Source organism: Citrobacter sp. wls708 (genome assembly GCF_005281255.1).
GTDB lineage: Bacteria > Pseudomonadota > Gammaproteobacteria > Enterobacterales > Enterobacteriaceae > Citrobacter > Citrobacter werkmanii.
This window is the reverse complement of the sequence record NZ_SZXE01000009.1, coordinates 45,735-69,162: the sequence shown is the minus strand read 5'-3', so window position 1 is coordinate 69,162 and position 23,428 is coordinate 45,735. Positions and strand designations below refer to the sequence as shown.

The 23,428-nt window shown below is 50.7% G+C and carries 23 protein-coding genes; 8 read left to right on the top strand and 15 right to left on the bottom strand.

What is annotated here, in order from left to right; all coding sequences use genetic code 11:
- Positions 1–62: 62 nt before the first annotated feature.
- From FDW97_RS04670 to fieF, 4 genes are all read right to left on the bottom strand, one after another.
- A complete protein-coding gene (locus tag FDW97_RS04670) occupies positions 63–812 on the bottom strand; it encodes a CDP-diacylglycerol diphosphatase (protein WP_038635973.1) in 750 nt (249 codons plus the stop codon).
- Positions 813–916: 104 nt separating this feature from the next.
- Complete coding sequence (sbp, locus tag FDW97_RS04665) at positions 917–1,906, bottom strand: sulfate/thiosulfate ABC transporter substrate-binding protein Sbp (RefSeq protein WP_085049739.1); 990 nt, start codon at positions 1,904–1,906, stop codon at positions 917–919.
- 204 nt (positions 1,907–2,110) lie between these two features.
- Positions 2,111–3,073: a 6-phosphofructokinase gene (gene pfkA, locus FDW97_RS04660; protein WP_006686196.1), complete on the bottom strand. Its 963-nt coding sequence runs from the start codon at positions 3,071–3,073 to the stop codon at positions 2,111–2,113.
- 185 nt (positions 3,074–3,258) lie between these two features.
- A complete protein-coding gene (gene fieF, locus FDW97_RS04655; RefSeq protein WP_038635968.1) occupies positions 3,259–4,161 on the bottom strand; it encodes a CDF family cation-efflux transporter FieF in 903 nt (300 codons plus the stop codon).
- 325 nt (positions 4,162–4,486) lie between these two features.
- On the opposite strand from fieF, the gene FDW97_RS04650 reads away from it, so the two are divergent.
- On the top strand, positions 4,487–4,945 hold the full coding sequence (locus FDW97_RS04650; RefSeq protein WP_137350712.1) for a DUF3757 domain-containing protein: 459 nt from the start codon (positions 4,487–4,489) through the stop codon (positions 4,943–4,945).
- Positions 4,946–5,069: 124 nt separating this feature from the next.
- Here FDW97_RS04650 and cpxP read toward each other — a convergent pair whose 3' ends face one another.
- Positions 5,070–5,570 carry a cell-envelope stress modulator CpxP gene (cpxP, locus tag FDW97_RS04645; protein ID WP_069324867.1) on the bottom strand — a complete coding sequence of 167 codons (501 nt, stop codon included), beginning with the start codon at positions 5,568–5,570 and terminating at the stop codon, positions 5,070–5,072.
- Between the two features lie 150 nt (positions 5,571–5,720).
- On the opposite strand from cpxP, the gene cpxR reads away from it, so the two are divergent.
- Both cpxR and cpxA read left to right on the top strand, forming a co-directional pair.
- Positions 5,721–6,419 carry an envelope stress response regulator transcription factor CpxR gene (gene cpxR, locus FDW97_RS04640; protein ID WP_038635960.1) on the top strand — a complete coding sequence of 233 codons (699 nt, stop codon included), beginning with the start codon at positions 5,721–5,723 and terminating at the stop codon, positions 6,417–6,419.
- The gene (cpxA, locus tag FDW97_RS04635; RefSeq protein ID WP_042313425.1) at positions 6,416–7,789 is read left to right on the top strand and encodes an envelope stress sensor histidine kinase CpxA; all 1,374 of its coding nucleotides are present in this window, start codon (positions 6,416–6,418) and stop codon (positions 7,787–7,789) included. Before cpxR ends, cpxA begins: the two co-directional genes overlap by 4 nt.
- 40 nt (positions 7,790–7,829) lie before the next feature.
- On the opposite strand, the gene FDW97_RS04630 is transcribed toward cpxA, so the two are convergent.
- The 4 genes from FDW97_RS04630 to yiiM all read right to left on the bottom strand — a co-directional run bounded on the left by FDW97_RS04630 (position 7,830) and on the right by yiiM (position 11,759).
- Positions 7,830–9,080: an MFS transporter gene (locus tag FDW97_RS04630; RefSeq protein WP_137350718.1), complete on the bottom strand. Its 1,251-nt coding sequence runs from the start codon at positions 9,078–9,080 to the stop codon at positions 7,830–7,832.
- Positions 9,081–9,197: 117 nt separating this feature from the next.
- Complete coding sequence (locus FDW97_RS04625) at positions 9,198–10,154, bottom strand: sugar phosphate isomerase/epimerase (protein ID WP_137350711.1); 957 nt, start codon at positions 10,152–10,154, stop codon at positions 9,198–9,200.
- A gap of 7 nt (positions 10,155–10,161) precedes the next feature.
- Positions 10,162–10,866 carry a GntR family transcriptional regulator gene (locus FDW97_RS04620; RefSeq protein ID WP_060683053.1) on the bottom strand — a complete coding sequence of 235 codons (705 nt, stop codon included), beginning with the start codon at positions 10,864–10,866 and terminating at the stop codon, positions 10,162–10,164.
- A gap of 218 nt (positions 10,867–11,084) precedes the next feature.
- A complete protein-coding gene (yiiM, locus tag FDW97_RS04615) occupies positions 11,085–11,759 on the bottom strand; it encodes a 6-hydroxyaminopurine reductase (protein WP_137350710.1) in 675 nt (224 codons plus the stop codon).
- A gap of 152 nt (positions 11,760–11,911) precedes the next feature.
- On the opposite strand from yiiM, the gene FDW97_RS04610 reads away from it, so the two are divergent.
- Positions 11,912–12,808, top strand: coding sequence for a dihydrodipicolinate synthase family protein (locus FDW97_RS04610; RefSeq protein WP_137350709.1), 897 nt, complete (start codon positions 11,912–11,914; stop codon positions 12,806–12,808).
- A gap of 41 nt (positions 12,809–12,849) precedes the next feature.
- On the opposite strand, the gene kdgT is transcribed toward FDW97_RS04610, so the two are convergent.
- Positions 12,850–13,833: a 2-keto-3-deoxygluconate transporter gene (gene kdgT, locus FDW97_RS04605; protein ID WP_038635946.1), complete on the bottom strand. Its 984-nt coding sequence runs from the start codon at positions 13,831–13,833 to the stop codon at positions 12,850–12,852.
- Between the two features lie 236 nt (positions 13,834–14,069).
- Positions 14,070–14,690: a superoxide dismutase [Mn] gene (sodA, locus tag FDW97_RS04600; protein ID WP_038635943.1), complete on the bottom strand. Its 621-nt coding sequence runs from the start codon at positions 14,688–14,690 to the stop codon at positions 14,070–14,072.
- Between the two features lie 288 nt (positions 14,691–14,978).
- Between sodA and rhaT the strand changes: the two genes are divergently transcribed.
- Positions 14,979–16,013, top strand: coding sequence for an L-rhamnose/proton symporter RhaT (rhaT, locus tag FDW97_RS04595; protein WP_137350708.1), 1,035 nt, complete (start codon positions 14,979–14,981; stop codon positions 16,011–16,013).
- An 89-nt stretch (positions 16,014–16,102) separates the two neighbouring features.
- Here rhaT and FDW97_RS04590 read toward each other — a convergent pair whose 3' ends face one another.
- The 4 genes from FDW97_RS04590 to rhaS form a co-directional block, all read right to left on the bottom strand.
- A complete protein-coding gene (locus tag FDW97_RS04590; RefSeq protein ID WP_137350707.1) occupies positions 16,103–16,582 on the bottom strand; it encodes a type VI secretion system tube protein TssD in 480 nt (159 codons plus the stop codon).
- 186 nt (positions 16,583–16,768) lie between these two features.
- Complete coding sequence (locus FDW97_RS04585) at positions 16,769–17,482, bottom strand: hypothetical protein (protein WP_137350706.1); 714 nt, start codon at positions 17,480–17,482, stop codon at positions 16,769–16,771.
- A 182-nt stretch (positions 17,483–17,664) separates the two neighbouring features.
- Positions 17,665–18,504 carry an HTH-type transcriptional activator RhaR gene (gene rhaR, locus FDW97_RS04580; RefSeq protein ID WP_110496321.1) on the bottom strand — a complete coding sequence of 280 codons (840 nt, stop codon included), beginning with the start codon at positions 18,502–18,504 and terminating at the stop codon, positions 17,665–17,667.
- Positions 18,505–18,583: 79 nt separating this feature from the next.
- On the bottom strand, positions 18,584–19,432 hold the full coding sequence (gene rhaS / locus FDW97_RS04575) for an HTH-type transcriptional activator RhaS (RefSeq protein ID WP_038635932.1): 849 nt from the start codon (positions 19,430–19,432) through the stop codon (positions 18,584–18,586).
- A 300-nt stretch (positions 19,433–19,732) separates the two neighbouring features.
- Here rhaS and rhaB point away from each other — a divergent pair, with 300 nt between their 5' ends.
- From rhaB to rhaD, 3 genes are all read left to right on the top strand, one after another.
- Positions 19,733–21,202 carry a rhamnulokinase gene (gene rhaB / locus FDW97_RS04570; RefSeq protein ID WP_137350705.1) on the top strand — a complete coding sequence of 490 codons (1,470 nt, stop codon included), beginning with the start codon at positions 19,733–19,735 and terminating at the stop codon, positions 21,200–21,202.
- Positions 21,199–22,458, top strand: coding sequence for an L-rhamnose isomerase (gene rhaA / locus FDW97_RS04565; RefSeq protein ID WP_042313455.1), 1,260 nt, complete (start codon positions 21,199–21,201; stop codon positions 22,456–22,458). The genes rhaB and rhaA overlap by 4 nt, the downstream gene beginning before the upstream one ends.
- 143 nt (positions 22,459–22,601) lie before the next feature.
- Positions 22,602–23,426 carry a rhamnulose-1-phosphate aldolase gene (gene rhaD, locus FDW97_RS04560; protein WP_085049716.1) on the top strand — a complete coding sequence of 275 codons (825 nt, stop codon included), beginning with the start codon at positions 22,602–22,604 and terminating at the stop codon, positions 23,424–23,426.
- Positions 23,427–23,428: the final 2 nt, after the last annotated feature.

Here is a 23,428-nt window from a genome sequence, read left to right as displayed (position 1 = left end):
GTTGTTTTTTTCAACAAGAATACGGGGACAGGCATGCGGAGTAAACGCCAGATTAGGTAGGGTTAGCGCAGAATATCACATTGATGATCCTGAATTTCCTCAGCAGAGGCCAGATTCAGCGACAGCAAGTTACGCTGAGTCGCCAGCAGGACAAAGGACTCATCGCTCTGGCGCACCATCGCCAGCGCATAGCTGCCCATATGTTCTCGCGCATCCGGTACTTCTTCCGCCAGCATAATAAACGGGCTGCGTTGCGCCAGTTCATTCTCCGTGACGCGACGCGCCAGATATTCATGCCCACGTAATCCACCCGGCAAAGGCAACCAGCGGGTGCTGATTTTCGCCATGTTGTCATCCAGCTGTTTTCTGACATCGGTCCGCAGGCAGGAGATATGAATGTGTAGGTGATTTTGCGTACGACCGCTACGCGAGTTAATGGTCAGCGATACCGCTTTGTCAGGGATCTCCTGACCGTATTTTTGGCTCATAAAGCTACGCGCCTGCCAGGCCAGCCAGAAAAAGTTCGGCGTGCCTGATTCCAACAGCAACGGGCTTTCCGTACCATTGATACGGTAACCAGGCATCAACAGATATTGCAGCGGACCGTTACGATCTTTGAACACCACATATCCGGCGTCTGGTTTCACTTCCACGCACGGTGCGGGATCCTGCTGCTGCAACTGGTGCGGCAAGCATTGCTGAAGAACAATCTGGCGTAACGCGTCCGGGTTGCCGGTGAATTTCCAGTAACCAATGCCAGCAGCGGCAGCCACCACAATCACCGCCAGTAAAAGATAACCTGCTTTTTTCATTACGCGTTCCCTGTATCCTATTGAGGGGCAAGAGTAACGCAAAACCATGACAAATAAAAAACCCGGTCGCGTTATGCCACCGGGTTGGTAACTCACAGATTTATTTAACGCTTGCTGATCTGGTCGAACGTACCGCCGTTAGAAAAGTGCTCTTTCTGTGCTTTCGTCCAGCCGCCAAACTCTTCGTCAATGGTGAACAGCTTCAGCTTCGGAAAGACATTTTCGTATTTCTTCGCCACTTCAGCATCACGCGGACGGTAGAAGTTTTTCGCTGCTATCTCCTGACCTTCCGGCGAGTAGAGATACTTCAGGTAGGCTTCCGCTACCGCTTTGGTGTCTTTCTTTTCCACCACTTTGTCGACCACGGAAACGGTCGGCTCCGCGAGAATCGATTCACTCGGGGTCACTATCTCGAATTTATCTTTACCCAGTTCGTTCGTCGCCAGTAGCGCTTCGTTTTCCCAGGCAATCAGCACATCACCGATACCGCGTTCAACGAAGGTATTGGTTGAGCCACGCGCACCAGAGTCCAGCACTTCAACGTTTTTAAACAGGGCTTTGACAAAGTCTTGCGCTTTGGCCTGATCGTTATTGTTGTGGTGCAGGGCGTAGCCCCATGCCGCCAGATAGTTCCAGCGTGCGCCGCCTGAGCTTTTCGGGTTTGGCGTAATGACGGACACACCCGGTTTGACAAGATCGTTCCAGTCATGAATTTGTTTTGGATTGCCTTTGCGGACCAGGAAAACGATGGTGGAGGTGTAAGGTGCTGAGTTATCCGGCAGACGCTTGATCCAGTTTTTATCGATACGACCACGTTCAGCAATAGCGTCCACATCGTAAGCCAGCGCCAGCGTCACGACATCGGCTTCAATGCCATTAATGACGGAAGTCGCCTGTTTACCCGAACCGCCGTGCGATTGGCGGATCACGACGTTGTCGCCAGTTTCCTGCTTCCAGTGCGCGCTAAAAGCTTTGTTGTACTGCTCGTACAGTTCACGCGTTGGATCGTACGATACGTTAAGTAACTGAATGTCCTTTGCCAGAACGCTGGTCGATGCCAGCAATAATGTTAACCCTACGCCCCATTTGTTCATCGCCCAGCTCTCTTATGTGGTGTTGTGATGAGCAAAGCGTGCCAGAAAGCGAACCAAACATTAAAGAATAAAAAAAGATTTGCTATAACTTCGAGGAATAAATCTGAGGGATTGCCGGATGGCGGCTAGCGCCTAATCCGGCCTGCAAGTCTCAGCAACCTGAAGGCCGGATAAGCGTAGCGCCATCAGGCGCGAAAAAAACAATCAGTACAGTTTTTTCGCGCAGTCCAGCCAGTCACCTTTGAAAGGACGCTTCATGTTTTCGATAGCGTCGATGATGTCATGGTGAACCAGTTTTTCGTTCTGAATACCTACGCAACGACCACCGTGACCTTCGAGCAGCAATTCAATGGCATACGCGCCCATACGGGACGCCAGAATACGGTCATAAGGAACCGGAGAACCACCACGCTGGATGTGACCCAGTACGGTTGAACGCGTTTCACGGCCCGTTTCTTTCTCGATGTAATGCGCCAGTTCGTCAACGTCGCACATGTGCTCAGTGATCGCTACAATCGCGTGCTTTTTACCTTTCGCGATACCGGCTTTGATTTCAGCAACCAGATCGTCACGGCTGAATTCTACTTCCGGAACCACTACGAACTCACAACCGCCGGCAATCGCTGCCGCCAGGGTCAGATCGCCACAGTAGCGGCCCATCACTTCAACGATAGAGATACGCTGGTGAGAAGAAGAGGTATCACGCAGACGGTCAATCGCTTCGACTACAGTACCCAGCGCGGTGAAATAACCGATGGTGTAGTCGGTGCCCTTGATATCGTTGTCGATAGTGCCCGGCAGACCGATGCACGGGAAGCCCATTTCAGTCAGGCGTTTCGCACCCATGTAAGAACCGTCACCGCCGATAACAACCAGGGCGTCGATGCCACGCTTCTTCAGGTTTTCGATAGCCACCGCACGCACGTTTTCGTCGCGGAATTCCGGGAAGCGGGCAGAACCGAGGAAGGTACCGCCACGGTTGATCATGTCGGACACGCTATAGCGGTCAAGCTGGACCATACGGTCTTCATACAAACCCAGGTAGCCATCATGGATCCCCATGACTTCCAGCCCTTCCGTCAACGCTGCACGCACAACACCACGGATTGCTGCGTTCATGCCCGGCGCATCACCGCCGCTTGTCAACACACCGATTTTCTTAATCATGACTACCTCTGAACTTTGGAATGCAAAATGAAATCTGCTGCCGGAAGTCGATTCCGCATATCGAAACGATCCAACGAATATGCAGATAGTATAACAATCACTTCCTGCTGAATTGATTCAGGTCAGGCCAAATGGTGGTAATTTATACACAAAATGCTGGCCTGGTTCACTTTTTTTACAACGAATTATGAAAGCTCAAACATCTTGCCTTCCTTGGGTACGACCGAACAGGGATCCTGATGAATGATGACATCCGATCCCGGGAAACGTCGCAAAATTGCCTGCTCGACCTGCTCAGCCACTACATGCGCCTGAACGAGCGGCAGATTATCTTCCATTTCCAAATGAATCTGAATAAAGCGGGTCGGCCCTGACTGCCGCGTACGAAGATCGTGAGCGCCGCTGACTCCCGGCCATGACGTCACGATATCAATAATTTCCTGACGTTCTTCATCGGGTAAAGCGCGATCCAGCAATGACTGTACCGCCTCATACCCCATGCGTAATGCGCTATATAAAATATAGATGCCAATCCCGAGCGCAAACAAGGCATCTGCGCGATGCCAGCCGTACCATGCCAGCCCAAGCGCAATGAGAATCGCACCGTTCATCATAACATCAGACTGATAATGAAGCATATCCGCCCGAACTGCCTGACTTTGCGTACGCTTTACCACCCAGCGCTGAAACGAGACCAGTATGATTGTGCACACTAACGCAATGATGGTGACAATCACCCCGACACCGGGATCTTTCATCGGCGTGGGTTGGATAAGATGCTGAATCCCGGTCAGGAATAAAAACAGCGCCGAACCGGAAATAAACATGCTTTGCGCCAGCGCCGCCAGCGATTCCGCTTTACCATGTCCGAAGGTATGTTCATCATCGGCCGGCTGCAAAGAATAGCGCACCACCAACAGGTTGGTTAACGACGCCGCGATATCCACCAAAGAATCCACCAGTGCAGCCAGAATACTGACCGATCCGGTGTACCACCACGCAAAAATTTTGATCAAAAGTAACAGCGATGCCATCACGGTCGCCGCGATTGCCGCCCGGCTAACCAGCCGCCCATAGGTTTGATTCATAAACACTCCTGCCATCATCTTGGCGTAGTATAACTCATAGCGATGATCGTCTGACGACAGCGAAGTGTAGAAAATGAGATATAACCGTTTAGCACCAGCCTGAGTAAACAATTATCAACAAAGTGAATAATAGAAAACATTTTATATATATATCATTTAGCATCAATTAAAAATCAAACGACCTAAATAATAATAAAAATCGGCACAGCCTCTGAATTACTCATAATTAATATTGCCTTTACTACTCTTTTTTCATTATATTTTCCTTGCAGGTCAACTATTCACTCTGTAATAGATAAGTCAAGCGAATATAAAGGAAAAAATAATGAAACATAGTATATGTACTGCGCTTACGCTCGCCCTGCTTTCAGGCTCTGCGGCAGCCGCGACGGAAAGCATGCAATGCCCAGCGCCAGAAAACATCACTTATGAAAACCATATTTATACCTCTCCCGTTACCTTATCCAGATGGGAAGGGAGCTGGAATTCTCAAGTACACCAACAGAAGGACATTAAACGCTTCGTCACTGCACTTTATTTTGCAAAAAATAAACTGGCTGAAGGCGTATTAGTCAACTGCACTTACGAACTGGCAAACGGCCAGGAAATTGACCTGACGTATAGCCGTAAAGGGAAAGAGAATATACTCAGCAATCTGATTGTGTCGATTGAAGGAAACGATAACTGGTATCCTGAATCGGCCGCAAAAACCGAACGTTTTTATGATTGCGACAAGTCAGCAGACGCCTGCGGATTCGAACCACTGCAGACAGTCAATAACTGATCCCTTCTCCCTTAGCCTGCCACCCAAGCACGCCCCATCAGAGACCGTTTTTTGGGCAAAAAAAAACCCCCACATCATGTGGGGGAAGACAGGGATGGTGTCTATGGCAAGGAAAACAGGGTTACTACTGGGAACGTGAGTTGCTACTACTCAATAAATTCAACGATGAGCTTTTTTGCCAGTGCGCGACGTCGCGCAGTTGCTCCATTCGTTGTTCATGTTTCTCATTTAAAACCGCTTGCTGCTCGGGCGTTAACAGGCGATACATCTGGTTGCGAATCCTGGCTATTTCAACCTGGCGGGCAACCTGTTCTTGCGCCATTCTTTCTGCCTGAGCGCGCACAGCGCTTTCATCAAATTTCTCTGCGGTGACAAGGCGATGCATTGTCTCCATTTCGCTAACATTAACAGGAGGCTGTTCGTGTCTTGCCTGCTGCATTAAATCTCGCATCTGTTGACGTTGATGTTCGGTTAAACTGATACCGTCAAACATGTGGCTCTGTACGCTGCGTTGCGCGGAGCCTTCACCCAGGTGCCAGTGATCGCCTGTGACGACTTCAGCTGCATGGCTTAAGGTACTGAATGCCAGCGTTGAGGCCATGACGGCAGCGGTAACTTTGCCCATCACTTGCTCCCAAAATCTTTTCTGTCGCGATTCAACGAGAGACAGTTTACGATTCGGGCTGCAAACATGCGTCAGGGGGTGTAAAACAACGTAAAGTCATAGATTAGCGACGCCTGATGACGTAATTTCTGCCTCGGAGGTACGTAAACAATGAATAAAATCCTGTTAGTTGATGATGACCGAGAGCTGACTTCCCTGTTAAAGGAGTTGCTCGAAATGGAAGGTTTCGATGTGCTGGTTGCCCATGATGGGGAACAGGCGCTCGAGCTTCTGGATGACAGCATCGATTTACTTTTGCTCGACGTCATGATGCCGAAGAAAAACGGCATCGATACACTGAAAGCGCTTCGCCAGACACACCAGACCCCCGTAATCATGCTGACCGCTCGCGGCAGCGAATTGGATCGCGTTCTCGGCCTTGAACTGGGCGCGGACGACTATTTACCGAAACCGTTTAACGACCGCGAACTGGTCGCGCGCATCCGCGCTATTCTGCGTCGCTCGCACTGGAGCGAACAGCAGCAGAGCAGCGACAACGGTTCGCCGACTCTGGAAGTGGATGCGTTAAGCCTCAACCCTGGTCGCCAGGAAGCCAGCTTCGACGGGCAAACTCTGGAGCTAACCGGCACCGAATTCACCCTGCTCTATTTGCTGGCGCAGCATCTCGGCCAGGTGGTTTCGCGTGAACATCTAAGCCAGGAAGTGCTGGGCAAACGCCTGACGCCTTTCGATCGCGCGATCGACATGCACATCTCGAACCTGCGTCGTAAGCTGCCAGAGCGTAAAGATGGGCATCCGTGGTTTAAAACGCTGCGTGGTCGTGGCTACCTGATGGTCTCCGCTTCATGATAGGGAGTTTAACCGCACGCATCTTTGCCATCTTCTGGTTGACGCTGGCACTGGTGTTGATGTTGGTACTGATGCTACCCAAGCTCGACTCACGTCAGATGACCGAGCTACTGGACAGCGAGCAGCGCCAGGGGTTGATGATTGAGCAACACGTTGAAGCTGAACTGGCGAACGATCCACCCAACGATTTGATGTGGTGGCGTCGCTTGTTTCGGGCGATAGACAAGTGGGCGCCGCCAGGACAGCGGTTATTACTTGTTACCACGGAAGGACGCGTGATCGGCGCAGAACGCAACGAAATGCAGATCATTCGTAACTTTATTGGTCAGGCCGATAACGCCGACCATCCGCAAAAGAAAAAATACGGTCGCGTTGAGATGGTCGGGCCTTTTTCCGTCAGAGACGGTGAAGATAACTACCAGTTGTATCTCATTCGACCTGCCAGCAGCTCGCAATCTGACTTTATCAACCTGCTGTTCGACCGACCGCTGTTGTTGCTGATCGTCACCATGTTAGTCAGCTCTCCGTTATTGCTCTGGCTTGCCTGGAGTCTGGCGAAACCGGCGCGTAAGTTGAAAAACGCGGCAGATGAAGTGGCCCAGGGCAACCTGCGCCAGCATCCGGAACTGGAAGCCGGTCCGCAGGAGTTTCTGGCGGCGGGCGCCAGCTTTAACCAGATGGTGACGGCGCTGGAGCGGATGATGACCACGCAGCAACGCCTGCTGTCGGACATCTCTCATGAGTTGAGAACGCCGTTGACGCGTCTGCAACTGGGCACTGCCCTGCTGCGTCGTCGTAGTGGCGAGAGCAAGGAGCTGGAGCGCATTGAAACAGAAGCGCATCGGCTGGACAGCATGATCAACGACCTGCTGGTGATGTCACGTAATCAGCAGAAAAACGCGCTGGTCAGTGAAACGGTGAAAGCCAATCAGCTATGGGGCGAAGTGCTGGATAACGCCGCCTTTGAAGCCGAGCAAATGGGTAAATCGCTCACGGTGAATTTCCCGCCGGGTCCGTGGCCGCTGTACGGTAACCCAAATGCGCTGGAAAGCGCACTGGAAAACATTGTGCGCAACGCCCTGCGCTATTCACACACGCAGATTGAAGTGGGCTTCGCGGTGGATAAAGACGGGATCACCATCACCGTGGACGACGATGGTCCGGGTGTTAGCCCTGAAGACCGGGAGCAGATTTTCCGTCCGTTCTATCGTACCGATGAGGCGCGCGATCGCGAGTCTGGCGGAACGGGGCTGGGTCTGGCGATTGTGGAAACCGCAATCCAGCAGCATCGTGGCTGGGTGAAGGCCGAAGACAGCCCGCTGGGTGGTTTACGGCTGGTGATTTGGTTACCGCTGTACAAACGCGCTTAACAGGCTTCCCCGGTCACGTATTGCCGGGGAAGCACTCACATTATGCAGTTGCGGTCGCAGCCGCTAGCTTTTGCTTTTTAATCCGCTTCACCAGAATTGTCGAACAGATAAAGCCCATTAAGCTGAACGCAATCATCACGCTAAAGACATAGTTGTAGCCCTTGATGCCGCTATTGGTGTCCAGCAAATAGCCGTATAACGTGTACGCAAACATGGCTGGCATATAACCGATGATGCAACCAAACGCCATTGCCGAACCGGCATACTCACGTGGCGTACCAATCTCATCCATTGGCGCGAAGAAAATCGCACGCTGTGAGAAGATAATCGCCCCGAATCCTAATGTTGCGGCCATACCGATATACACGTTCATTGTTTGATGCGGCAACTGCATGAAAACAAGCATCGCAACGGCAGAGATCAGAAAGGTCCATTTCAGGTACACCGTCGGCGATTTAGCAACCTTATCCGCCAGCAGTCCACCAATCGGCCCTCCTACCATTTTTAACGCATACTGGTTGATGATGCCGTACGCGCCGACCAGTGCTACCGGCAACATGTAGATGTCTTTTAAGAAGGGGATAAAGTAAGTCAGCCCACAATATGCGGCGTAAACGAAGAAAATCCCTAAAGAAGCCAACCAGACGTTAGGGCAGGACAAAACATGTTTAATACCCTTTAACACTTCCATATTGGCACTGGTATTCTCGCCGCCTTTCACTTTGTCGTCATCGACAATAAAGTACGTCACAATACCTGCCGCAAGCGTAATGACCGTATAAAACAACAGACCCGCCTGCATGCCCGCTTTGCCTTCACCAAACTGAACAAAAACAAACAGGGCGCCAGAAGCGACGATGACATCCACCACGCCGCGTCCGGCTTCTAAAAAGCCAAACATGCGACCTTGTTCTTCTTTCGTACCCAGCAGACGTACGGCTTTCAGCAATACCGGCCAATACACCACATCGGCAAAGAACGCCATTGCGGCAAAGCAAATGAGATAACCGGTAAATGACGGTAGCGTTGCCAGATATAAACCGCAAAGCCCTACGCCGATCAGACCAAAGGGTAATAATATTTTCTTAGAATAACGGTCTGCAATATAGAGCGAAAGAAACAGTCCGGTTGTCTGAACAATCGTATAAACCGTAAAGCTTAAGCCAATCTGCGTATTGGTTAAACCCCAGTCATTTTGCATTGGCACATAGAAAACATCTTTCATACTTGAAAGTTTGAATATTGTGCCGCCGCCTAAAATCAAAAAACAAAGCCTTGCCCATTTATTCATGAACATGAGTAAACCCTCATTGCTTGTTGAGAGAAATATCCAGATTAAATTATATAATTAATAAAATTGTAGAGTTATTTTCATAACCCTTTTCGCATTTAGTAAAATTTTAAAAAGTTATTGATTACCTATAAATTTATTACACAAGTCACGAATATATTTTATTTGAGCCAGAGCATGTTCTTTTTCCTGCGCCAGTCGCGCATCAATCATGTCAGCGTCAGGTAGCGGCGTATAACTTGCATCGCGCCATGGGATCCAGGGATTATCACCTTCATCATCGAAACGAAATGCCGGTGCATAATATTCAACCTCTTCTTCCAGACCAAAAGCATGTACTTGCGGTTTATCTTCACCTAAGAGTAATAATGCTTTGAGCATCTCTTCCATGGGTAAGTCGCCGTATCCAGAACGACAAGCCTCATGCCCCCAGCCTTTACCTTCTTTAATAATTTTAGCGTCTTTGATATGTACCTGAGTGATCAGAGGAGACATAACCTCTAACGCAGAAAGCGGCTGCTCATTGGCATTAATCATGTTGCCAAAATCAAACAGAATAGAGAGATTCTTCATTCCACTATTCTTAACCAGCGTCACCAGCTCATGGCCTTGCAGATCTTCATGCTGTTCGATGGTAAAGCTTAGGCCGCAATCATCATACTGAGACAACCACGCAATATCATTGGCGATCTTCGCCATAATATCGTTGAGATGCCCTTCATAGCGCGGGTAGAAACGAACTGACGTTGCGCCAGTTGCCACGGCAATACGGATCGCATCCGTCAACGTCGCCTTGTCCGATGCGCTCGTTTCGATATGCACATCCAAATTATATTTTTTGGCCTTTTCTTTAAAATCGTGTAACTGTCGATCGTTTAGTTTCTGCAGTGACTGGGATTCACCATCCTCAACATGTATTTTTACACCTTTTAATTTTTGCTGATATGCAATATCCAGAAGATCGCCAGGAAGGACTCTCTCATAGCGCATATTCAGATGAAAGGCATAAGCATGTAGGTACAGCGGTATATTTCTCGCGCGTTCAGCGAGAAGTTCCTGGTTATATTTTCCCATAGTTTTCTCATTCATCACGAATAACAAGTTCCACTGATTCAAGTCGCCAGTATTCAAAATCAACCTGAACCACTTTTTTATCTCGGGTTGCCCGATGTTTTTCTACTAAAATTCCATAAGTATTTGGCGCAACGCCCAGTTCTTTACAGGCCACTTCCGGCATGTTGACCGGTTTAAAAATCATTTCTTTGATATTTAATACATGACCAAACGCATCTTCCCAGACGCTGGCAAAAGACTGATTGCCAAGTTTGTTTATGAATCCTGGCGCAACATCGGCATCAATATAGGATTCATGGTAAAACACCTTATGCGAATCAAGACCACACCAGCCGGTAACTAAATAGCGATCGCCGGAGGAGAGAAACACATCCTCAACATGGTGCGGAACCGTCTCAATCGTTTCCTTGGTCAAATAATCCCAAAAAGGTTTACGCCCCTGGGCACAGGCCTCGGCATTGAAGCTGGAAAGTGATTTCGGGTTATAAATAAATCGCTTCGATGAAATAAACCACCCGCTACGGTTCTTGCGGAAAATACGTGCATCAATCTCCAGCTCGATCAGAACCTGACGTAAGGTCATGCGCTTTGCATCCAGCAGCTCACATAGCTCTCTCTCCGAAGGCAATTTGGAGCCCGCTGGCAAATTATTCTCGTTTAACCAGCTTTCAAAGCGCTCTCTGAGCACATCAACATTGTTTTTCTTTTTCATCTCACTCAATCTGGTTTAAACCAATTTGAAGCTAAGATATTTGAGTGCACGAAATACTCAAGTTTTTTTTCAACGCATCGTTTCTTTTTGTGGGCCAGGTATCAAGAATGGCCTGGACACATGGCGCGACAGGCAGGTTTTAGTACGTGAGGAGATGAACCATGAGGACGATAAATCAGGTGTCGCCACCTGATTTAATGGCAAGCTAAAGGTGAGCGTTATTTCCCCCACAAACGGCGGGAATTATCTTCGATCTTGCCGCTTAAACGGCGCTTTTGCATCGTTCTGGTCCAGCTCTTCGATAACCCGGCAGCCGACAGTAAACGGTGATACTGCGAGTCATCAAACGGCATATGCCAGGCAATGGCAATCGCCTCGCGCACGCTGACGTCGCTGACGCGTGACGCCAGGATCAACGGCGCGTCCGTCGAAACCTGACCGGGAGCGATGACGCTGCATAGCCAGCCCGTCTTGCCCGCATTCTGCATCTGGCTGGCCATATCACTAATGCCAAAATGGAAATTCAGCTTAAAGCACGGCGAGCGCGGCTGGGTGACCTGAATCAGCGCGTCTCCCCACTGGAAAATGTCGCCAATATACACATTCTCTTCCATCAGCCCCTCAGTGGAGAGGTTTTCGCCAAAAGCGGGCGCGACAAATAACTCCGCCTGCTCCGGAAACTCTTGTCTCCAGTGCTGATAGTGTTCACGCGGATAGTGGCACAGCGCGCGATCCGGCCCGCCGTGAATTTTCGTTTCCGCCTGTTCATCCCCCGTCAGGCCCAGTTCGGTCAGCATCAGCTCACCATCGACCTGAACTTTAGCAATCGCGCTGGGACGGCTTCCCGTGTAGTCCCGAATCTTGCCTGTAAAAACATCGACCGGATATCGCATCTGTTCCCTCTCCCGATAAATTTCCCCCATTACACCATATTTATTTTATCCCAGTCGCTCAAAATGAGAGCACGGTTCACATGAAGCTTAGGGACACATGCTATCAATGTAAGCTTGTTTTGAAACATCATTTCAAATAAGGAGTCGACTACGTGACTGGTCAATCGCAATTTGCTGGCGTCTGGTGCCCTTCCATTACGCCAATGGATAATGACGGCAAGATCGATCTCAACGGTCTGAGCCAGCATCTCAAACGTTTAACCGAGGCCAAAATCGACGTGATTTTGCTGATGGGCAGCATCGGGGAGTTTGCTTCTTTTACGCTCGAAGAACGACTGCTGCTGATCCGTGAAGCCCGGGCTATGAGCTCGCTGAAGATGGTCGCCAACGTCTCATCCACCTGCCAGAATGATGTTCTGTTGATGGCGCAGGAAGCATATCGCGCAGGTTATGATGCCGTGATGATCCTGCCACCTTACTACTACGGACAAACGGCGAAACAGCTGCTGAGCTACTTCCGCCAGTTGGGACAGAAACTCAGCGGTAAATGGTTTGCCTATAATTTCCCGGCGCGTACCGGCTGTGATTTAACGCCGGAGCTGGTTGCCACTCTCGCTGCCGAGTTCCCAGATTTCGCAGGCATCAAAGATACCGTCGACTGTCAGTCACATACCCGCAGTATGATTCAGACAACGCGCGCCGTGCGGGAAGATTTTGCCGTACTGTCCGGTTATGACGAATACTACATTCCTAACCTGCTGGCAGGCGGGGCGGGGATTATTTCAGGGTTGAACAACGTTATGCCGGAACTGTTTGTCAGCGCGCGGGAGGCGTTTAAGCAGGGCGACCTGGCGACGCTTCGCGATATTCAGGACCAGATTGGCACCTATATGTCCATCTACGCCATTGGCGAAGATTTTGTCACCACCATCAAAACCGTGGTATCGCGTAAGTTTGGCTACTGCACCGGCGTGTCACGTAATGCTGGCGGAGAGTTGAATGAGGGGGAATGTCGGACTATTGATGAGGTGTTCGTCGTCAAAGGTTAACTGACTAAGCCGGATGGCGCAGACCATCCGGCAAAAGAGGCTTACTTCACGGTACCACGAAGATCAATTTCCGCCGCCCTGGCTTTGACCTTTTTCGACCAGATGGACGTGATAATCGGTACCAGAATGGAGGTCACAATCACCGAGGTCGCCACCAGAGAGGTTGCCGCTGGCGCCATCGGTTTAAATGCCGGAACCATTTCAGCAATCAGTACCGGCGTGGCAACCGCCGCACCCGCTGAACTGGAAGCGGCAATCCCCGCCGTTCCATCGCCGCCGCCAATCAGTTTATCGGCGATAATCAATGGGATCCCGGTGATGATAATCACCGCCACGCCCAGCAGAATCCCCAGCACGCCGGTCTGCGCAATCACGCTCAAATCAATGGTGTTACCCAGCGCGAAGGCGAAGAACGGGATCAGCGTCTGCACCGCTTTGCTGAAGAACTCCCGCAGTTCAGGGTCCAGATTACCCAGCGCAAAGCCAATCAGGAATGGTAATACAGCCCCTACAAACACGTGCGGTTCAAACGAAGCAATCCCGGCGGTTCCCAGAATCACCATGGTCATCAGCGGGCCTGATTCCAGAGACATCAGGACAAATGCCCCGGCCTCTTCTTTGGTGCCATACTGCTGCATAATCGAGGCGTACAGCCCACCGTTGGTCATATCCATGGCGGCCACCAGCGCCAACGTGGACAACCCGGCGAAGAACCCGACTTCCACACCGTGTTCCGGCAGGATGCGTGAGGCAATTGCCGCCACCACCCACGCCACCAAAATTTTGGTGATGACCAGCGTGCCGGATTTACGCAGCACGGTGCCGGTTGCACTTAGCTTAATCGACGCGCCCATACAAAAAAACCAGACCGCCAGAATAGGCACCGTACCGGTGATCATACCGTTGGTAAATGAGCCGAAATATTTCCCGGCGCCGGGTGAAAAGGTGTGACATAACGCGCCGAGGAAAAGCGGCACCAGCATCATCCCGCCAGGGATTCTCTCTATCGTTCGTTTGATCTGCATTTCCATCACCTGTAGACATAAAAATGGGGCAATTTTTATGGGCGATTGCATCTTGCTTTTGAGATGCGCCCGTCTTGATGAACAGAAGATAGACATTCAGAGGAATTATAAAAGTGATCCCACCCGCACAATAAAACATTGTTTCAATTTAAATGGATCGTCGTTCCCATGTTGATTTTGATCACAAAAAAGCCCCCACAAGCAGTGCTTGCAGGGGCATTATTTAAGCGTAGAACTTATTTTTTAGCGGCGAAACGCGCTGCTGCTTCGTCCCAGTTCACCACGTTCCAGAACTCTTTAATGTAGTCCGGACGACGGTTCTGGAATTTCAGGTAGTAAGCGTGTTCCCAAACGTCCAGACCGACGATAGGGAAGCCAGAAGCGCCAGAAATTGCTTCACCCATCAGCGGGGAATCCTGGTTAGCGGTGGAAACAACAGCCAGTTTGTCACCTTGCAGAACCAGCCACGCCCAGCCGGAGCCGAAACGGGTGGCCGCTGCTTTTTCAAATTCAGCTTTGAAGTTGTCAACAGAGCCGAAGTCACGTTCGATAGCCGCTTTCAGGTCGCCCTGCAGCGTAGTGCCGGTTTTCAGGCCTTTCCAGAACAGGCTGTGGTTAGCGTGGCCGCCGGCGTTGTTACGCAGTACGGTTTTCTTGTCCGCTGGCAGTTGATCCAGTTTGGTGATCAGCTCTTCAGCCGACAGGCTGGCGAATTCAGGCAGACTTTCCAGCGCAGCGTTTGCGTTGTTTACGTAAGTCTGGTGGTGTTTGGTATGGTGAATTTCCATCGTCTGCTTATCGAAGTGCGGTTCAAGGGCATCATAAGCGTACGGCAGGGATGGCAGTGTATAACTCATAATCATCTCCAGTGTTGTCGGGCGGCCAGTGTTAACGCCGCGTAAGCAGTTGGGTCATTATAGTTAATTAAATGATATTGAAAATGATTATCAATGCCGTACTTTTTACAAGGTTTTAATCGATCAGTTTATTGTAAAAGATGTGAACCGAATCACCCACTTAACGTGATGATTGCCAACATGCGCAAAATGGCGGCAAGCGTTAAAAGGTTAATACCCTGCGTAATTTTTAAACTCGTCAGGTCGGAGGGGTCATTACCGACGATAAAAAATAACGAGGATTAAGTCATGAGTAACGCGATTACGATGGGTATCTTTTGGCATTTGATAGGCGCAGCCAGTGCAGCTTGTTTCTATGCCCCGTTCAAGCAGGTCAAACATTGGTCATGGGAAACGATGTGGTCGGTAGGCGGGATCGTCTCCTGGCTTATCCTTCCGTGGACTATTAGCGCTATGTTACTTCCCAATTTCTGGGCCTACTTCAGCTCCTTCAGCCTTTCCACACTAGCCCCGGTATTTCTTTTCGGGGCGATGTGGGGGATTGGCAACATTAACTATGGCCTGACCATGCGCTATCTCGGTATGTCGATGGGTATCGGCATTGCGATAGGTATTACGCTGATTGTCGGCACGCTGATGACCCCGATTATCAACGGCAACTTTGATGTGCTGATCAACACCTCCGGCGGACGCATGACGCTGCTTGGCGTGTTGGTCGCACTGATTGGCGTGGGCATTGTTACCCGTGCGGGTCAATTAAAAGAACGCAAAATGGGCATCAAAGCCGAAGAGTTCAACCTGAAAAAAGGGTTGGTTCTGGCGGTCATGTGCGGCATTTTCTCCGCGGGGATGTCATTTGCGATGAACGCCGCGAAACCGATGCACGATGCCGCCGCCGCATTGGGTGTGGACCCACTGTATGTCGCTCTGCCCAGCTATGTGGTTATCATGGGCGGTGGTGCGCTGGTCAACCTGGGTTTTTGCTTCATTCATCTGGCAAAAGTGAAGAACTTGTCGATAAAAGCCGACTTCTCGCTGGCAAAACCGCTGATCATCAGCAACGTGCTACTCTCCGCGCTCGGTGGCTTGATGTGGTATCTGCAATTTTTCTTCTACGCCTGGGGTCACGCGCGTATTCCGGCACAGTATGACTATGTAAGCTGGATGCTGCACATGAGTTTCTATGTCCTGTGCGGCGGGATTGTTGGTCTGGTATTGAAAGAGTGGAAAAACGCGGGTCGACGTCCGGTCAGCGTACTGAGTCTTGGCTGCGTGGTAATTATTGTCGCGGCAAACATTGTTGGTCTGGGAATGGCCAGCTAAGCATGTTGGGTACTGAGATGACGCCACTGGCTCGGCGTCATCTATCGTTAGATAGATACACACAAATTTTTATTTGCCAGATTAATTTTTTAATAGGTAGTACGGTGATTCCATTCATCGGTATAGATGATATTACCATTGCAATGCTTCCAGGTGATTTTCTCGTAGCGAAGCAGTACCGTTTCAAGATGTGTACCTGTTGATGAGCCGGGATACAAATCAGGCGTGATGGACGTAAGCTTTACGTTGTGAAGAATGATGTTGAAATATTCCTTTTCAATCCCTGCTTCATTAATTGAGTACATTTTGATCGTCGCTGATTTGAGCGTAGCTCCGGTACTTAATGCTCTGTACAAAAAAGGTGTAACCCGGTCGAATTCTTTTTGAAACATGATGGGTGCATGAATTCGCGTACCCGTTAGGCGCCCTGTATTACTATCAACCGGGATATTGATGTTGTGTGTCAGTGACTTTATTTCAATAGCTCCGACACGTCCGACAACCAGAGATGAGCCTGACATAGGAGAACCATTTTCATCTGTTAGCCACAAATAAGCTGGGTTAGACATTTAAACTCCTTTTATTTAAACTTGGTGAACCGTGAAGTCAATCGGGGAAACAACCACATCAGAATAATAAGTGTAATTAATGTTAGCAATAAACAATATTTAGGGAACAGATGAAGCCATAATAAACCAAAGCCTATTACCAGAACTGGAAACACTACACCTTCTAATAAAAGTGTTATCAAACTCTTAAACACTAAAATCCCCCTGTAAAAAATCAGCTAAGTCATCAAGATTTGAGAAGAGTTGAGACTTTGCTCTGCTAATCATTTTGGAAATTGCTGGTTCGACAAAATAATAAAGCATTTCAAGCTTTGCCTGATATAAAATCCAATAATAATCTGAATCCACTGCTTTTAGATGACGGGCAGCAAGCGCACACTTTTGTTGAACGCCGAAAAACTGAAGCACGAATACTGCTTGTGGTAGCTTTGCAGATAGACGTTCAACAATGATTTTAGACATGAAACCAGACTGAGACAACGCAAGAGAAGCCGCGGAAGCAAAAGCGTACCTGGTCCCTCCTGCAATATTCATATGAGAGGCTATTGCTGACATTTTTCTGATTAACTGACGCGCCGAACCTTCTGGATTACCTTCATCAACATCATCACTTATCATTTTGAAGTACAAATAGAGCATATATGCAATTACATCACGATATCTATATATAGACTCTATGGAATAGAGTGTTCTTATTTCTTCAGTCTTTAACTCCTGACAAACATCATTGTATTGCGGTATAAAGCATGATGAATACCAACTAGCTCGCTCCATACCCGAATATATATCTGAAGCAACTCCCCGGGCTGACTGCAAAACTCCACCAACCGCATTCTGAGTGGTTAGCGCCAGCCGCCTGTCATTTTGAAATTTCATTCTTAAATAGTCAGAAGCCTGCATTTTTTAACGCCCAATAATTTCTGGCAAATTATTTCAACATACGCTCATCATTCTCTCCTGATAATGGTCGTTATTCCTATTTTAGGCTTTATTTACAGAAGTGAGCCATCGCGAAATTTTCAATTTTTGGAGGGATCGCTGTCAGATTTTATCATCTTGATATCCGACGTAATCATGGTTACTCACTCAGCCAGATGACGCCACTGGCTCGGCGTCATCCCGGTTTCCCGCGTAAACACCACCGAAAAGTAGTTACTGTCCTCAAAGCCACAGCGCATGGAAATCTCACTAATCATTAACCGGCTGTGCTTGAGCAGATACTGAGCATGGCAAACCCGCACCTGGCGGAGATACTGGTTGATGGTCATCCCGGTCTGGCTGCGAAACTGCTGGCGCAAAACGCGTTCGCTGCACTGTTCGCGCTCACAAAATTTATCCAGTTCGAAAGCATGCTCATGACTCCCGGCTAATGCGGTAATGAGTTTATCCAACAGCGTTTCACTCGACGTTGCCGGGAGCGTATCTGTCGCATAACGATGGCGTTTAAGGAGGGTCACCAGTTGCCCGAACAGCAGTTCCGCCATGTTAAAAGCCTGCGCATCGCGTTGATTGCTTTCATGCTCAAGCTGGCTTATCACCTGCCTGGCCTGAGTCATGCCAACGCTGCCGAGTCGCCAGTGCGGCTGCCGTGGCGTACCGTTAAATCCGGGGATCGCCCCTTCCCAGTCAACATTCAGCGTTAACCGCTCCGGGCAGTAGATGATATTTTGCAAAACAAGGTCATTTACGGAAGTGTAGGAATGTTTGTCTTCAGCGCGAATGTAAAACAGATCGCCACGGGTTATCCGGTACGGACGATCGTTAAGAACATGCAGACCATTGCCGCGCCAGACCAGGACCAGCTCGCAAAATTCATGGGTATGTTCCGCAAAGACATCCTGCGGATAACGGTCAGCCACGGCGACAGCCTGCTGCTCATGCGCGAAAAAGTCTGATGTCAGAAGGATTAGCTGATTCGCCATCACAATATTCCCTGCCATCCGGCGTTAAGGAACATGATTATCTGAGATTCGGCGGTAAAAAACGTTGATAGCTTTCGCGTTACTGCAGGCTGCTTCCCGCAATGAGATCGCGCCCCTGACGAATATCGCGTGGCGACCAATTAAACTCCCGGCGAAAAAGCGTCGAAAAGTGATTACTGTCGCCGAAACCGCAGAGATACGCGATATCCGTCACGCTGTCCTCACTATGACGAAGCAGATGTCTCGCTTTAATAAGCCTCAGGCGATTAAGGTAGCGCTGGGGCGTCAATCCCGTTTGTTGTTTAAGCTGGCGATGCAGTGTGCGCAAAGAGAGCGAAAACTTTTCGGCCAGCGCCTCCCAGCACACCTCGTCAGCAAAGTTATCTTCCAGCCACGCCATCAGAAGGTTAAGCCGCGCATCGTTATCGGTTGCCGCTGCCATCAGGCTGCTTTTACGCAACACGACCAGTAGCTGCATAAACAGAATTTCACGATTTGCCGCCGTCGGCGTATCCATTCCTTCACCGAGCGCTTCCATTTGCCCCACCAACTGTCGGACCTGCTGTAATACCCCCTGGTTTACCCGCCAATGGGATGGATACTGCCCATTCTGTTCCTGAGGTAAAAGCTGATTCAGCCCGGCTAAAAATTGAAACGCATCCGGGGAGCGATACAGGACATTGGTCAGACACAAATTGTCAGTATGTTCATATAAATGCCGGTCATGATCGCGGACGAAACACACCGTACCACCGCTGATGGCATACGGTTGCCCGTTGAACACGTGGATCCCCGTACCATGCTCGACCACCACAATTTCATGAAAATCATGATGATGTTCAGGAAACGCGGGTTGAGGAAGCCGCGGTTCAATAGCCACTGGCGCTTTACCGGTCGGAAAAAAGTCTACGCAATGCAGTACAGTCATGACGGCTCCCCCTGTTTAGCGAATATGGCTGAATAGTAATTAAGGGTTACTACCCTCACCTTAAATTTTTGACGCCAAAGTGCGTAAACATGGTCAATTCTTCAAGATACGGTGGTAAAGATCGGGAATTGCGGAAGGCGTCACATCTGCCCGAATCCGCCCCATGAGTAGAAACTGTGAACATCATCACGTTCACCTTTGCCATGTTGCCAGCCGCTAATTGTGCCTGTCACTGTTAAGAAGGTACGTCTTATCGGGGGTTCTTAGACTGAGTGCAATAAAACTCAGAAGGACCTCGCTATGACTTTTCGCCATTGTGTCGCTGTCGATCTCGGCGCATCCAGCGGGCGCGTAATGCTGGCGCGTTACGACAGTGAACACCGCACCCTGACGCTGCGTGAAATCCACCGCTTCGTTAACTGCCTACAAAAAACGGACGGTTTTGACACCTGGGACATCGACAGCCTGGAAAACGACATTCGTCTGGGTCTGAAGAAAGTCTGCGATGAAGGCATTCGGATAGACAGCATCGGCATTGACACCTGGGGTGTGGATTACGTGCTGGTCGATAACGCCGGTCAGCGCGTCGGTCTGCCGATCTCTTACCGTGATAATCGCACGACAGGCATTATGTCGCTGGCGATGGTGCAACCGGGTAAAAACGAGATTTACCGGCGTAGCGGTATTCAATTTCTCCCCTTTAACACTCTGTATCAGTTGCGCGCGCTGGTTGAACAGCAACCAGAATTGCTCCCGCAGGTGGCGCATGCCCTGCTGATCCCCGACTACTTCAGTTTTCGCCTGACCGGTGAAATGAACTGGGAATACACCAATGCCACCACCACCCAGTTAGTCAATATCAATACCGACGACTGGGACGACACGCTGCTGGCGTGGACCGGGGCAGACAAAGCCTGGTTTGGTCGCCCGACGCATCCGGGGAACGTCATTGGCCACTGGATTTGCCCGCAGAAAAATCAAATTCCGGTCGTGGCGGTTGCCAGTCACGACACGGCCAGCGCGGTCATTGCTTCGCCGCTCGCCGATAAAAACAGCGCGTATCTCTCTTCCGGCACCTGGTCGCTGATGGGCTTTGAGAGCAGAACGCCGTATACCAACGATGCGGCGTTGACGGCGAATATTACCAACGAAGGCGGCGCGGAAGGGCGCTACCGGGTACTGAAAAATATCATGGGACTATGGCTGCTCCAGCGCGTATTAAAAGAGCGTCAGATCGACGACCTGCCAACGCTTATCGCCGAAACGCAAACGCTGCCGGCTTGCCAGTTCCTGATAAACCCGAACGACGATCGCTTTATCAACCCCGACGATATGAGTGCGGAAATTCAGGCGGCCTGTCGTGAATCGGGCCAACCTGTTCCTCTGCAAAACGCCGAACTGGCGCGCTGTATCTTCGACAGCCTGGCGCTGCTGTATGCCGACATTCTACAAGAACTGGCGGACCTGCGTGGTGCAGCGTTTAGCCAATTGCACATTGTTGGTGGCGGTTGCCAGAACGCGTTACTGAATCAGCTGTGCGCGGATGCCTGCGGTATTCGCGTTATGTCCGGGCCGATTGAGGCCTCCACGCTCGGCAACATCGGCATCCAGTTGATGACGCTGGACGAGCTTAACAACGTCGATGATTTCCGTCAGGTAGTGCGTGCCAACTACGACCTGACCACCTTCATTCCCAATCCGGAAAGTGAAATTGCCCACTACCAGGCGCAGTTTCAATCACTACGACAGACAAAGGAGCTTTGCGCATGACCACTCAACTTGAACAAGCCTGGGAACTGGCAAAACTGCGTTTCGCCGCGGTAGGTATTGATGTCGAGGCGGCCTTACGCCAGCTCGATCGTCTGCCGGTCTCCATGCACTGCTGGCAGGGCGATGACGTCGCCGGTTTCGAAAACCCGGAAGGCTCGCTCACAGGCGGAATTCAGGCTACCGGCAATTATCCGGGCAAAGCGCGCAACGCGACCGAACTGCGTGCCGATCTGGAGCAGGCGCTGAGCCTGATACCGGGCCCAAAACGCCTGAATCTGCATGCGATCTATCTGGAATCCGATACGCCGGTTGCCCGCGACCAAATCAAACCGGAACACTTCAAAAACTGGGTTGAGTGGGCGAAAGCAAACCAGCTAGGGCTGGATTTCAACCCGTCCTGCTTTTCTCATCCGCTGAGCGCCGACGGCTTCACGCTGGCCCATGCCGATGACCACATTCGCCAGTTCTGGATTGACCACTGCAAAGCCAGCCGTCGCGTTTCGGCGTATTTTGGTGAACAGTTGGGTACGCCGTCGGTAATGAACATCTGGATCCCGGACGGTATGAAAGATATCACCGTTGACCGTTTAGCGCCGCGCCAGCGCCTGCTGGAAGCACTGGACGAAGTGATCAGCGAGAAACTCGACCCGGCGCACCATATTGACGCCGTTGAGAGCAAGCTGTTTGGCATCGGCGCCGAAAGTTACACCGTCGGCTCCAACGAGTTCTATATGGGCTACGCCACCAGCCGCCAGACCGCGCTGTGCCTGGATGCGGGACACTTCCATCCGACTGAAGTGATTTCCGACAAAATCTCCGCCGCCATGCTGTATGTACCGCGCCTGCTGCTGCATGTCAGTCGTCCGGTGCGCTGGGACAGCGATCACGTGGTGCTGCTGGATGATGAAACTCAGGCTATTGCCAGCGAAATCGTCCGCCACAACCTGTTTGATCGCGTACACATCGGTCTCGACTTCTTCGACGCTTCCATTAACCGCATCGCGGCATGGGTTATCGGCACCCGCAATATGAAAAAAGCCCTGCTGCGCGCGCTGTTAGAACCAACCGAGCAACTGCGTCAGCTCGAAGCCAGCGGCGACTACACCGCACGTCTGGCCCTGCTGGAAGAACAAAAATCACTGCCGTGGCAGGCCGTCTGGGAAATGTATTGTCAGCGCCACGACACGCCAGCGGGCAGCCAGTGGCTGGATAGCGTTCGCGCCTATGAAAAAGAGATCCTAAGCAAACGTAGCTAATAGCGACACCTGATCTGTAAGCCGGATAAGACGCCCCGCGTCGCCATCCGGCAATAAATAAAACACGATTGCCGGATGGCGCTGCGCTTATCCGGCCTACGTAAGACCCGATAACCTTCGGGCAATAAATGGGAGCACCGAACATGCAGAACATTACTCATTCCTGGTTTGTCCAGGGGATGATCAAAGCCACATCCGATGCGTGGCTGAAAGGCTGGGATGAACGTAACGGCGGCAACCTGACGCTGCGCCTGGATGAAGCAGACATCACGCCATTTAGCGGCGATTTCCACGAAAATCCGCGCTATATCGCGCTGAGTCAACCCATGCCATTGCTGGCGAATACGCCATTTATCGTCACCGGCTCGGGTAAATTTTTCCGTAACGTTCAGCTCGATCCGGCGGCAAATTTAGGCGTAGTGAAAGTGGACAGCGACGGTGCGGGCTATCACATCCTTTGGGGCCTGACCCACGAAGCGGTGCCAACCTCCGAATTGCCAGCCCACTTCCTCTCTCACTGCGAACGCATTAAAGCGACGAACGGCAAAGATCGCGTGATCATGCACTGCCACGCCACCAACCTGATCGCCCTGACCTATGTGCTGGAAAACAACACCGCGCTGATCACCCGCAAACTGTGGGAAGGCAGCACCGAGTGCCTGGTGGTGTTCCCGGATGGCGTCGGCATTTTGCCGTGGATGGTGCCGGGTACGGATGAAATCGGCCAGGCGACCGCGCAGGAAATGCAGAAGCATTCGCTTGTTCTGTGGCCGTTTCATGGTGTGTTCGGCAGCGGCCCCTCCCTCGATGAAGCATTCGGTTTGATCGATACCGCTGAGAAATCCGCTGAGGTTTTAGTCAAAATCTATTCGATGGGCGGTATGAAGCAGACCATCACGCGTGAAGAACTGGTCGCACTCGGCAAACGTTTTGGCGTGACTCCGCTGGCAAGCGCACTAGCATTATAAGG